The sequence below is a fragment of the Bacteroidales bacterium genome (assembly GCA_013141385.1).
Taxonomy (GTDB): Bacteria; Bacteroidota; Bacteroidia; order Bacteroidales; family Tenuifilaceae; genus UBA8529.
Window position 1 is genome coordinate 40,161 of record JABFRB010000051.1, and the last position, 10,891, is coordinate 51,051.

13 protein-coding genes and 1 pseudogene are annotated in these 10,891 nt (G+C 34.7%); 3 read left to right on the forward strand and 11 right to left on the reverse strand.

Annotation, left to right across the window (positions count from 1 at the left end):
* Positions 1–68: 68 nt before the first annotated feature.
* From HOO91_21440 to HOO91_21460, 5 genes are all read right to left on the reverse strand, one after another.
* Positions 69–533 (reverse strand): helix-turn-helix domain-containing protein, encoded by a 465-nt coding sequence (locus HOO91_21440; protein ID NOU20129.1) that lies wholly within the window; start codon positions 531–533, stop codon positions 69–71.
* Positions 523–834, reverse strand: a complete 312-nt coding sequence (locus HOO91_21445; protein ID NOU20130.1) for a type II toxin-antitoxin system HigB family toxin — start codon at positions 832–834, stop codon at positions 523–525. Before HOO91_21445 ends, HOO91_21440 begins: the two co-directional genes overlap by 11 nt.
* Before the next feature lie 114 nt (positions 835–948).
* Entirely contained in the window at positions 949–2,148 is a 1,200-nt protein-coding gene (locus HOO91_21450) for a pyridoxal phosphate-dependent aminotransferase (GenBank protein ID NOU20131.1), read from the reverse strand.
* A 21-nt stretch (positions 2,149–2,169) separates the two neighbouring features.
* Positions 2,170–2,550 carry a DUF1573 domain-containing protein gene (locus HOO91_21455; GenBank protein ID NOU20132.1) on the reverse strand — a complete coding sequence of 127 codons (381 nt, stop codon included), beginning with the start codon at positions 2,548–2,550 and terminating at the stop codon, positions 2,170–2,172.
* Positions 2,551–2,849: 299 nt separating this feature from the next.
* On the reverse strand, positions 2,850–3,629 hold the full coding sequence (locus HOO91_21460; GenBank protein NOU20133.1) for a GNAT family N-acetyltransferase: 780 nt from the start codon (positions 3,627–3,629) through the stop codon (positions 2,850–2,852).
* Positions 3,630–3,819: 190 nt separating this feature from the next.
* On the opposite strand from HOO91_21460, the gene HOO91_21465 reads away from it, so the two are divergent.
* The 3 genes from HOO91_21465 to HOO91_21475 are packed head-to-tail and all read left to right on the forward strand — an operon-like array spanning position 3,820 to position 6,498.
* Positions 3,820–4,596, forward strand: coding sequence for a hypothetical protein (locus HOO91_21465; protein NOU20134.1), 777 nt, complete (start codon positions 3,820–3,822; stop codon positions 4,594–4,596).
* Positions 4,597–4,622: 26 nt separating this feature from the next.
* Complete coding sequence (locus tag HOO91_21470) at positions 4,623–5,171, forward strand: RNA polymerase sigma factor (GenBank protein NOU20135.1); 549 nt, start codon at positions 4,623–4,625, stop codon at positions 5,169–5,171.
* On the forward strand, positions 5,158–6,498 hold the full coding sequence (locus tag HOO91_21475) for a hypothetical protein (GenBank protein ID NOU20136.1): 1,341 nt from the start codon (positions 5,158–5,160) through the stop codon (positions 6,496–6,498). The genes HOO91_21470 and HOO91_21475 overlap by 14 nt, the downstream gene beginning before the upstream one ends.
* A 158-nt stretch (positions 6,499–6,656) precedes the next feature.
* Here HOO91_21475 and HOO91_21480 read toward each other — a convergent pair whose 3' ends face one another.
* The 6 genes and pseudogenes from HOO91_21480 to HOO91_21505 all read right to left on the reverse strand — a co-directional run bounded on the left by HOO91_21480 (position 6,657) and on the right by HOO91_21505 (position 10,633).
* Positions 6,657–7,085, reverse strand: coding sequence for a PaaI family thioesterase (locus HOO91_21480; GenBank protein NOU20137.1), 429 nt, complete (start codon positions 7,083–7,085; stop codon positions 6,657–6,659).
* A 175-nt stretch (positions 7,086–7,260) separates the two neighbouring features.
* Entirely contained in the window at positions 7,261–7,998 is a 738-nt protein-coding gene (bla, locus tag HOO91_21485; protein ID NOU20138.1) for a subclass B1 metallo-beta-lactamase, read from the reverse strand.
* Between the two features lie 114 nt (positions 7,999–8,112).
* A complete protein-coding gene (locus tag HOO91_21490) occupies positions 8,113–8,652 on the reverse strand; it encodes a hypothetical protein (protein ID NOU20139.1) in 540 nt (179 codons plus the stop codon).
* Positions 8,653–8,945: 293 nt separating this feature from the next.
* A pseudogene (locus HOO91_21495) lies at positions 8,946–9,282 on the reverse strand (DUF86 domain-containing protein).
* On the reverse strand, positions 9,272–9,577 hold the full coding sequence (locus tag HOO91_21500; protein NOU20140.1) for a nucleotidyltransferase domain-containing protein: 306 nt from the start codon (positions 9,575–9,577) through the stop codon (positions 9,272–9,274). Before HOO91_21500 ends, HOO91_21495 begins: the two are co-directional and overlap by 11 nt.
* A gap of 210 nt (positions 9,578–9,787) precedes the next feature.
* Complete coding sequence (locus tag HOO91_21505; GenBank protein ID NOU20141.1) at positions 9,788–10,633, reverse strand: Bro-N domain-containing protein; 846 nt, start codon at positions 10,631–10,633, stop codon at positions 9,788–9,790.
* Positions 10,634–10,891 lie beyond the last annotated feature (258 nt).

The window sequence follows — 10,891 nt, forward strand, 5'->3', positions numbered from 1 at the left end:
TGCGGGAGTTGACAGCAGAACCCATTCATTTTTTATTTTTACTTACAGTTTCCGATGAACGTGGTGGATTAGATCATGGCTACATGACTACCCTTTACATAGTCTCTAATAGAGGCTATGCCTAGAATTCGTTCCCGTTTTGCAGGTTCCAGTTTTATATCCTTATTACCACTAACCAATGACTCCAATGGAATTCCTAGATATCTGTTGAGTAAGGTTATCATCTTTAGTGTTAACGGTCTTTTGCCGTTTAACACCTCTGATACCCTTGTCTTTCCTCCAAATAGCGGGGCGATATCAGTTTGCTTAAGGTTCATCTGTTCCATTCTGAACTTAATCGCCTCAATGGGGTTGGGTGTGCCAAGCTGATAGTGCTCTTGCTCGTACTTTTCAACCAGCAATGATAGGAGTTCCATCTCTTCACCCTCCGAACTATTTGGTTCAATGGGGTTTTCGGAGCTGTGGATAAGACTATAAATCCTTTCGCAGGCTGCGTTGTACTCCTTTTTCGTCTTTAGTATTTTAGTTTTCATAGTTCACTGTTTTAGCGTCTATTCTATCGTACTCCTTATGTGTGCCGAACCACACGATAAAAACAACCTTTAGTTTGTACTCTACATCAACTATTAATCGGTAATCGTTGCCTTTGATGTTAAATACAACCCTTTTCGAGTTAATTATGCTAGCGTTGCCGTACTTCAATTTAAGCTCATTAGCGTTGTTCCAGGTTGAGAATCTAACCTCGAAGATCCAAGCCTTAATAGATTCCTCAGCTTGCTTGTATCTATTAAGTTTGCAGTACTCGGTTAACGTTTTCTCCTTTACTATTCCCATACTCTGCAAAGATAATAAAAGTTACCAAATCGGGTAACTTTTTAAGAGATAAAAGGGCATAAAAAATGTCATGGCCAATACCATGACATTTTTTTAAATTAATATTTGGTCTTACTAAATAGTCCTACCCGGATATTGTTTCAATGCTTCTTCTAAACACTTCATAGCGTTCTTTAAATCGTCAATCTTAAGAACGTATGCAATACGAACCTCGTTTTTGCCATAACCACATGTTGAGTAAAAACCTGTAGCAGGGGCAAGCATAACAGTTTGATTGTTGTATTCAAAACTGTCGAGTAACCATTGAGCAAATTTATCGGAATCATCAATAGGTAGCTTAACTACAGTGTAGAAAGCACCCTTTGGTTTTGGGCAGTAAACACCTTCCATCCTGTTAAGCGCATCAACCATATAGTTACGACGCTCGATATACTCGTTGTAAACTTCGGTGAAATATTCCTTTGGAGTTGCTAATGCGGCTTCCGCTGCAATTTGACCGTATGATGGTGGTGAAAGTCTTGCCTGTGCAAATCTTAATGCCGAGGCAACTACCTCTTTGTTGAGCGATATTAAAGCTCCAATTCTAACACCACACATGCTATAACGCTTCGAAACGGAATCCAAAAGAATTACATTGTTCTCAAGACCCTTAAGCATCATAGCAGAGAAATGGGTTTCCCCATCGTAACAAAACTCACGATAAACCTCATCGGAGAATAGGTACAAATCGTGTTTTTTGATAATGGTTGCTAACTGCTCTAATTCTGCCTGAGAGTATAGATAACCAGTAGGGTTATTGGGGTTACAAATTACAATTCCCTTTGTTTTTGGAGTAATTAACTTCTCAAATTCGGCAACTGGAGGTAAAGCAAAATCGCTCTCGATATATGATGTTATTGGTTTTACTACAACTCCAGCCTGTAATGCAAAACTATTATAATTTGCATAGAAGGGTTCTGGGATAATTACCTCATCATCAGGATTTAAACAGGTCATAAAGGCAATTGTGATAGCCTCTGAACCGCCCGTGGTTGTGATAATATCGTTTGGAGTTATGTTTATGCCAATAGTTTTGTAGTAGTTTGCTAGCCCTTTACGATAACTCTCGTTACCAGCAGAATGGCTATACTCTACTACGTTTAAAGGATTGTTCTTTATTGCATCTAAAGCAATTTTTGGTGTTGGTATATCGGGTTGACCAATATTTAGGTGATATACCTTACGACCCTTACGTTTTGCTTCTTCGGCAAAAGGAACTAATTTTCTAATAGGTGAAGCTGGCATCGCTTTACCTTTATCGGAGATTATAGGCATTATAAAGTTTTTTTAGAAAAACTATTTCTTTGGTTGTTCTTGAGGTTGAGTTTGTGGCTTAACTTCTCCTTTTATTGTTAAAACAATAGGCTCTTCAGTTGCGTTGGATGAAACTCTTATATGTTTCTGGAATACTCCAGGAATCTTTGTATTGTACTTAACGGTTATCTTCCCTTTTTCTCCTGGTTTAATAGGCTCTTTTGACCACTCGGGAGCTGTGCAACCGCAAGAAGCTTGAACGTTGGTTAAAGTAAGAACTTCTTTGCCATTATTTGTAAATTCAAACTCACATGTGCCGTTAGAGTCCCACTCAACAGTACCATAGTTATGCTCCAAACTTGTAAATGTAATATTTGCTTTGTCTGCCTTTTGTTGAACCTCAGTGGTTTGTGCGTGTAGCATTCCGGCAATAAAAAGTGCTGATAGTGAAAGTAATATCTTTTTCATGGTTTTGATAATTTTAAATTATTGGGTTCAAAGGTATAAGAAAATGATTTATTTACGAATGATTTTTGAAAAGGTTTTTATTTCCAACTGTAAGAATTTAGCATAATTTAGCACAACAATAATACCAAGCAGAATTTAAAGGGATAGAATTGTCAATTTAAAAGAAGGATTCTTAGTAAATTTTAATGAATTATGAAAGTTTAAATGAAATAATAGTGATGAACGAAGTTATTAAGTTTTATACTTGGGTATGCTTATCCATTTTTAATTAAACATTCATCATAGTTTCCGATGATTTCAAACCCAATCTTTTTGTAACAGCTAATTGCCGTATCGTTGTTTGATTTTACGTTTAATCCGATATGATCCACGGTTTTTTTCAAATCCGAACAAAGGGCTGATGTTAGCTTAAACCCTATTCCTTTTCCCCTATAATCGGGGTGCGTGGCAATATTTCCTAATGCTGCTACTTTGTATTCCTTTGAATAGACATGAATCCCAGCAATTCCAACTAACATATTATTGATAAAATAGCCTAAGTACTTTTCTGTTTCTATCATCCTTTTATCAAACCAGTTATCGGGATAAGATTTTTTATAGAATTCTTCGATTAATTGGATATCATCAACAACTAGTTTTCGAATGTTATTATCATTTATCTGCAAAGGGGGGGGTCTAAGAGCCATTTTAATATTGTTTCCAAAATTCTGAATGATATTGTTTTTGCCGAAAATATCAACTAAACCAGGGCTTAGGTGTGCATAGAACTTTGTTGGAAGTATAGGTTTTAACCTCTCAATAAGTTCTCTGAAAGCACTAAAATCTTTATCGTATATAGCAAGTAGGGTAGGAGTTGACATGCCGATGTAAAGCAATGCCAATGCTTTTATTTCGTCATTTTCTTTAAGTGAGTACCAAATTGTTTTGGGCCAGAAAAATTCATCCAAGTCGCCAATTGAATATACCTGTAGTTCAGGGTTGGACATTAAGAATTTAAGAATTTCAGATTTGTTGTGTATTGAGTGGAGTTCCATAGCTTTTACATTTATCAATTAAATTGCTAATATAAAATGGAGTTGGTTTATAATTCTAATATTTTCTTTTAAAGCTATCAAAATAGTGAAATCAAAAAAATAGAGTTTAAGTTTTTTTATAAAAATATTATTTCACTCGCATCGTTTTTTAAAAATAATACGTCTTGGCAGGTAAATAAAAACAAACAATATGAAAAGTTTAGCATTATTACCACTAACAACGCTCGTTGTTTTTGTTTTCTTATCTGCTTGCAAAAAAGAAAACGATGTAAATCAAAAGAATGAATCGAGTTTAAGATTCTCGGTAGTTAACCCAAGTCCTGCTGATGTTAATTCAAAACCTTTTACAATCAGCTATGCAGGTGTATATGATAAGTACCTGTATATGGGAATAACATATACAGGGGGTAAGGTTGGTCATGAGTTTTTTGTAACTTGGGATGGCAATGTTCAAGATATTAATGCCAAGAAGTTTATCGATCTTAAGGTTTTTCATGGAAATACTGTTGACGATGGAACAACACTTATTGCAGATTCTTTACTTTTGGATATTAGCAGTTTAAATATCTCAGATGGTTTGAGGAATGATAAAAGTTTGTATTTTAATGTAATAAATTCATCAGACTTATCTAATGTTATAGTAGTTCCTGCTGTATACTCTAATGATGGAGGAAACAATGGGGGAACAATCACTAACCCAACCCGGTTCAAAAAAGAGGTTCAGGTTGTATCCCAAGAATGCGATAAGGGTGCGTGGGGTAGTTTATGGTTAAAGGGCGTTAGCAGTGATACCTGTTTTCTTCCGAAGATCATTGAGAGTGGCATTGTTTATACACCTGCTTTAAATGATAAACTTAAAATTACCTATGAACGTACTTGGCTTGCTGATTCAACAAATATATGTGGTTCATGGCAAGGTAAGGTTGTTGAAATTATCAATATTAAGGCATTAGAAAAGATGAAATAGACTGATTATAAGTAAAAAACGAGGGGTTGGACGAGCAGAAACAGCTAAATAAATTATTAAAAAGGTGTTCCCGTGGCGATAGAAAAGCGCAGGAACACCTTTACTACTCATACTATGGCTATACTATGAGTATTGCCCTTCGTTTCTCAGGATCACGTGTAATGGCTGAGGAGATAGTGAATGATTCATTTCTAAAGGTTTTTACAAAGGTTGAAAGTCACAATACCGATAAAAGTTTTAAAGCTTGGGTACGAAAAATAGTTGTGAATACTGCACTTGATTATAATAGGAAAGAGTTGAGAAATTTCGACACCATTGAACTCATTGAGGAAAAGCACGATGCTGTTGATGAGGGTTTTGAATTTCCTCATGCAGAAGAGATAATAGATTTACTTCAGAAATTGTCCCCGATGTATCGATTGGTTTTTAACCTTTACGTTATGGAGGGGTACTCACACGAAGAGATTGCTCAAATGCTTGATATTAGCATTAACACATCCCGTTCAAATTTGAGCAGAGCTAAAGAAAGAGTTGTTGAACTTGTTGAAAAGCACCGTTTGTATGCAAAATCCTGACGATAAACATATAATGGATCAAATACGATCGACGCTTGAGGAGTATCAACCTCAATGCACTCATCAGAGCTGGGAAAGAATGTCTGCCCTGCTCGATCAGCAAACAGCTATTCCAAAATCTGGTAAATGGAAAACCTGGCTCAATGGGTTTACGTGTGGTATTATAATATCAATAATATTTATGGGTTCATATTATATTTTCTTCTATTCAAATTCTAACACAATTGAGCAAAATAAGATCTATACGGCCACTAATTCAACAAGTAATACTTTTCAATCTAATACCAGACCAAATTTTAAAAAACAAAAATTAGCAAACTCAGGTATTCCTGAATTATCAGAATCGAATTTGAACTCCTCGAATAGTTCAAGTATTGCTCAGAAAATTAATATTGAACCTGAGATTATTGCTAAGTATCAGACTAGACAAGTTTTTGTTGATGAAATGGAAGAACAATCAAAGGTTCCCATTAATGATTCAGGCTCAATTGCCATATTTGTAAATACAGACATTCAACCAATTCAACCATTAAGAACTTCAAGTACAGGTATTATTATAAAACCAGTTTATGAGAAGGAATTAAGGATTAATCGAAATCATAATAATTCAGTAATTAGGTTGGCTAAGAATGAGGATAAATCGAGAAGAAAACTGTTTGATTGGGGAAAACTCAACTTATCGTTTAATATGCAGGATGATTTATATAAGAATTTTATTGGACCAGACAGGGTAAAATTGGGTTACTCCCCCGAATTGGTTTTTGGAAGTTTTCAAAGCAAAAGAGGTATTAGCCAAGGTGCTGGTATAATGCTAGAGGGGCCAATTTCTAAAGGTTTATCGGTTGGGATTGGTTTTTATAAACGACAGTACAATTGGCAAAACGAAAAGGTATTTCAATCCTTAGAAATAGGAGGTTCGGACACGTCAAAATATGTGATTGATTCAATTCATGTTAATAAAGGTACTTGGAATTACTTTGAAGTACCAATTGAGATTGGTTTACATTTTTTGCATAAGGATAGATCGGAAATTATTCTAAATACCTCAATTGCGGCTGTTATTATGCAGAGTGAAAAATATCAGTACGATAGGATAATTGGCCAAACAACAAATTCTCAGAAGAAAGAACCCAAGCCTTATTCAGATTATAATATTTTCGGAAACCTGACATTGGGTCTTGAATATCGATATCGTTTAGGGGAACGTTGGAATTTGTGGATAGAGCCTTACTTTAAGTGGTACCTGAAAGGGGTTGGTGATACCCCATTTAAACCCAAGTGTTTTGGAGTTAATGTGGGGCTGGTTTACCAGTTTAATTTACATTGACAGGATTAGGTAGGAGTTTTATTGACTTGGTAAGGGTTGCTTATTTGAAATGAAACGGATTGTGGAGCTACGTTTGTATTGATGCAGACAGGATTGCTTGAAAATCCATCGCTGTTGCTTTGTTTTATATGTTTTGTTGTGAAACCCTTCAAGTTAATTTATCTCGGCCTCTTTAATAGTTTTGATGTGCCTTTTGCAACTATTTTGCTTTTATCTTCATTCCAAATATCACATTGAACAGTTATTATCCTATTCTCACTTTCTAATATTGAGGTCTCAGCAATAATGGTTTCCCCTTCATCTACAGCACTTTTATAATCAATATTATTATTGACAGTAACAAAAATAAAATTTTCATTAAAAGCAATCATAGTTGCTCCAATAGCATCATCGATAATTAAAGCGGATATTCCTCCGTGCAATTTTCCAGATGGATTTGTCATTTCATTCCGGATAAGATATTTATATGTTAGCCCTTTTTCGTTAACACTTATAAGAGTTGGATTAAGCCACTTCATTACTGGTGAGCCATATGACTGGGAGTTTTTCCCTATCAGATGTTGTAATTTTTCAATATTCAGTTGCATTTTTATATTTTAAAAGTTTGATTCATTTCATTCAAAAATTTATTGATCTTATGGTTAATGTTTTGTGGTGCGAAATGCGCTGAATCGGGAGGATTCATCTGTTATCATGCGAGACGGAATGCTCGAAAGCTCAATAGAATCTATATATTTTATAATCGCTTGTTAGTTGCTGTGTTTATTTCTTTTTTGTTAGCTCTAATGTGTGTTCAATCAAATCTTTTCCCCCTATATCCCCATGTCCCGGAACAACATATTTGATGCTTTTAAATTTATCCATAACTCTTTTTACTGTTATCCCATAAGAGTTTACATCTCCATCGCCAGTAAACCCAAGGTCTTTTGCTTTTAACTCTTTTATCATACAATCTGCAAATAATATCTTTTCGGAAGGTATCCATACCACAATATTATCAATAGTGTGAGCTGCTCCAAAATAATAACAACATATATCAAACTTGCCAAATTTTAATGCCAATGAATCTATAAAACCATTTTTGGGAACTGGTAATCCTTTCTTTTGGGCGAGTTCTTTAGTCATCTCATTTGCATAAGTCGGCACACCTAAATCATTTATTAGCTTTAAACCTCCCATACTGTCCCAATGCCAATCGTTTGGTATAAATCCAACAATTTTTAGTTGCATTTTATTTTTAATCCATTGAAGCAGATCGTTTGTCAATGAATCTGTCCAAGGCGTATCAAATATAAAAGCCTCATTATTGTTGATTAAAATCATACCATTTGCTGGTACTCGGCCATAACTCGGCACATCCTTATATGAAATATGAACATAAGCTGATGGTGAGATTTTTATTAGCTCAATATCCTTTGTAACTTTAATTGTATCAAACCCTTGGGAATACCCATAAAATTGAATAAATCCAATTATTATAAAAATCAATGTTCTTTTCATGTTTTTAATTTTATTCCGATTCGTAAAATTACTGGTAATGTTTTATGGTTGCGTGCTGTATGTAGTTTTTTTTCTTTTAAATCTTATAGTCAGCACAAATGTTAGGCTAATTATCTATTTACCACGGGTTAAAGAATAAAAACCTTCGGTTCTATCATTTATCCAGTGAGATGCAAGTTCTGTTTTTTCCTGGTGAACTATCAAACTTGCAAAATAATCTCCTTTGAAAATTGTTATTGGAGAGTCTATTGCTTTACCCTTACATAAATGAGGGTATTGGATTGCAAAGGAAACTACTTCGATTATGCTACATCCAATTTCAAAATCCAAACATTTTGATTGTGTTTCGGATATTGTATTGCCTTTATATCGCATTAAATCATGAGTCCAGAATATGTAAGGAGTTTTATTTTCATCAGTTTGATGCTTAATATTTCCAACATTTATAAAATCACCTATTTTTGAAAGCATTAACAGATCCTTTACCGGAATACGAGTTTCTACCAATACAGGATAATCAAATATTCCTTTATATTCCACTGGTTGAATAGCTTTTGTGCGAAAAGAATCCTTATACTCTTGCTCCGATAAACCAAGGTGTTTATGAAATCCAAGGTTTAAACAATTCTTTATTTGCTCATCTAAAATTGTCATAATGCTTCTTTTAAATAGTGAGATAATATTTCGTGGTAACGATTATGTCCATAATATTAAACACAGCATTTTGCTTAATTGTTTTGTTTAGAGTTTGACTTTGTTGAGTTCCCTTCGGTCTGTTAGATTTGCTGAACTTATAAAGGACTTTCGGTTGAAACTGGTGTCTTAACTTTCGTTAATAAAACTACCAAAAAGCGTTAAGAACTCCAAATGTGGCATCTGCCCAAATGCAACCGAGCGTTTTGTGTGAGTTCGGTGGAGCCAATAAATACACTGTTGTACACAAGCTCTTATTCGTCCTTTAATAAGGACTCAACTTGCTTTTGAAGGATTGGAAGTTGTTTTGAGATTATTCCCCAAATTATTACATCATCTATTCTGTCATAACCATGGATTACCCAATTTCGCAAATCAACTATCTTTCTTGCATCGTCAATCGGGAAGGTGGAATCAATTTTTAGAATTCGACTAGCTGCTTCTCCAATAATCTCAAACTCTCGTTCTATTCCCCGTTTAAGAAGTTTATTGGTTTTGTATGCGTTGAAATCTCTATTCTCACCAAGATTCATTAATCGAATCTATCGAGGTTTTGATGTCGAACAAAAATTTTTGGATTTCAAGCTGCATAAATTAGCTGTTTTGTTTGTTCAATACCTTTTATGAAATATGGGTTTGAAAGAGAGTTTTCAGTAAGTAAATCGATGCGGCGTTTAAATAAATCCTGAAGTTTGTAGTGTAAATCAAAATAGTTGTCGGTGTATTGGTCGATTGATAAATTGTCGAAAGAGATTAAAAGATCAATGTCACTGCTCTCATTGAATTGGTCAGTACATACAGAGCCAAAGGCATACATCGTCCTTACCTTGTAAATTTCACAAAGTTTCTTTAAGTCAGTTATCCTATCAGTCAGTATCTTGTTCATTTCATCAATCTGAACTTGAGTCAAATATACAACAATTTCTAAAAATACTAATAAACGATGATGGCTTGTTCAGATGTTTGTGTACAACGTTCCGCGTATTTGTTGTGTTTGTAAGGTTGAAACTGCTTTCTTATCACATGTTAGTAAAACTACCAAAAAGTGATAAGAACTCCAAATGCGTTATCAGTCAAATACGATGTGCTTCGTTGTTTATTCCTCATCATTACTGGCATTCAACATAGGATTATCTAAGTTTTTGGCATTTAACTTTGTTACTACCTTTTCCCCTGTTGTTTTTTCTAATTGCAAACGTGCTGCTTTTGCAACATTCCCGCCTTTTTGAGCAACTACTTTGTTTTCGTGAAAGGTTTTAGGTTCTTTTTTCTTTGAGATTTCGGTGGTAGAAGCTTCCGCTAACATATTCAATACTAATTCAAGATTGGTCATGTGGTCACGAAGGTTTTCTTTTTTTAGGTTTTTATAGCCCTTGTATTGTTTTGTTGTAAGACCACTCCACGCTTTTGTTATTTCATCTGTTAAAATTGCATATTCTTGCCCCTTCTTAACATTTCTGTTATCCCATTCATCTGTAAGTTCCTTTCGAATTTCGATGCTTTTGAGTCGTTGATTTATCCACTCTTTACTATACCCTTTTCGAAGGTAAGTTTCCATCAATCGGTCTATGCCAATTTCGGGATCTTCAATTTCGTCTATTCGTTCTCTTCCAACTTGTGCTAACCACATTTTAAATGGCTCTGCCTTAGGAGATGGAATACTTTGAATCAAGCGGAATAGTTGTTCTGTGTCAGCTACATCGGTCAATCTCATTTTGCCATCAGCAGCGAGCATTTTCAAAGCGTTACAATTTGTAACGGTTTCATTTCCCTCATCTAAAAGTCTCTTTTTGAGTACTCTCCAGTAAGTTTGAGGATTACTACTTTCGGCTAATACACCCACAACATCCACAATAGAAAAATACCATTTCTCATGTGTATCATCCCAAAGAGTGCGTATTTGCTTGTCATTGAATAGTTTTATTGCCGTATCCTGCGTCATATTATTCAAGTTATTATACAAAAATAACCCATTAATTTAAGTTTCGGTTTGAAGTTCAATGGAATTTAGAGCCTGTTTAAATTTAATTTACTAGAAATAAGGCTATTGATTAGCTAATCCGATCAATTTTTCTGAGCTTGCACAAACTCCAATTTGAACAAGCGATGATAAAATACCAAACCAGCCTAACCAATAGCCAATGGCAATGTATAAAGAAAATTCTGAACGACAAGCGCAAGCGCAAAGTACGCCTACGCA

What these genes read in the sequence shown, in the direction of transcription:
- HOO91_21465 (NOU20134.1), top strand. Translation starts at nt 3,820, where the DNA reads ATGAAAAGTTTAGCATTATTACCACTAACAACGCTCGTTGTTTTTGTT.
- HOO91_21505 (NOU20141.1), bottom strand. Translation starts at nt 10,633, where the DNA reads ATGACGCAGGATACGGCAATAAAACTATTCAATGACAAGCAAATACGC.
- HOO91_21455 (NOU20132.1), bottom strand. Translation starts at nt 2,550, where the DNA reads ATGCTACACGCACAAACCACTGAGGTTCAACAAAAGGCAGACAAAGCA.
- HOO91_21440 (NOU20129.1), bottom strand. Translation starts at nt 533, where the DNA reads ATGAAAACTAAAATACTAAAGACGAAAAAGGAGTACAACGCAGCCTGC.
- HOO91_21445 (NOU20130.1), bottom strand. Translation starts at nt 834, where the DNA reads ATGGGAATAGTAAAGGAGAAAACGTTAACCGAGTACTGCAAACTTAAT.
- HOO91_21490 (NOU20139.1), bottom strand. Translation starts at nt 8,652, where the DNA reads ATGACAATTTTAGATGAGCAAATAAAGAATTGTTTAAACCTTGGATTT.
- HOO91_21450 (NOU20131.1), bottom strand. Translation starts at nt 2,148, where the DNA reads ATGCCTATAATCTCCGATAAAGGTAAAGCGATGCCAGCTTCACCTATT.
- HOO91_21500 (NOU20140.1), bottom strand. Translation starts at nt 9,577, where the DNA reads ATGAACAAGATACTGACTGATAGGATAACTGACTTAAAGAAACTTTGT.
- HOO91_21475 (NOU20136.1), top strand. Translation starts at nt 5,158, where the DNA reads ATGCAAAATCCTGACGATAAACATATAATGGATCAAATACGATCGACG.
- HOO91_21460 (NOU20133.1), bottom strand. Translation starts at nt 3,629, where the DNA reads ATGGAACTCCACTCAATACACAACAAATCTGAAATTCTTAAATTCTTA.
- HOO91_21480 (NOU20137.1), bottom strand. Translation starts at nt 7,085, where the DNA reads ATGCAACTGAATATTGAAAAATTACAACATCTGATAGGGAAAAACTCC.
- bla (NOU20138.1), bottom strand. Translation starts at nt 7,998, where the DNA reads ATGAAAAGAACATTGATTTTTATAATAATTGGATTTATTCAATTTTAT.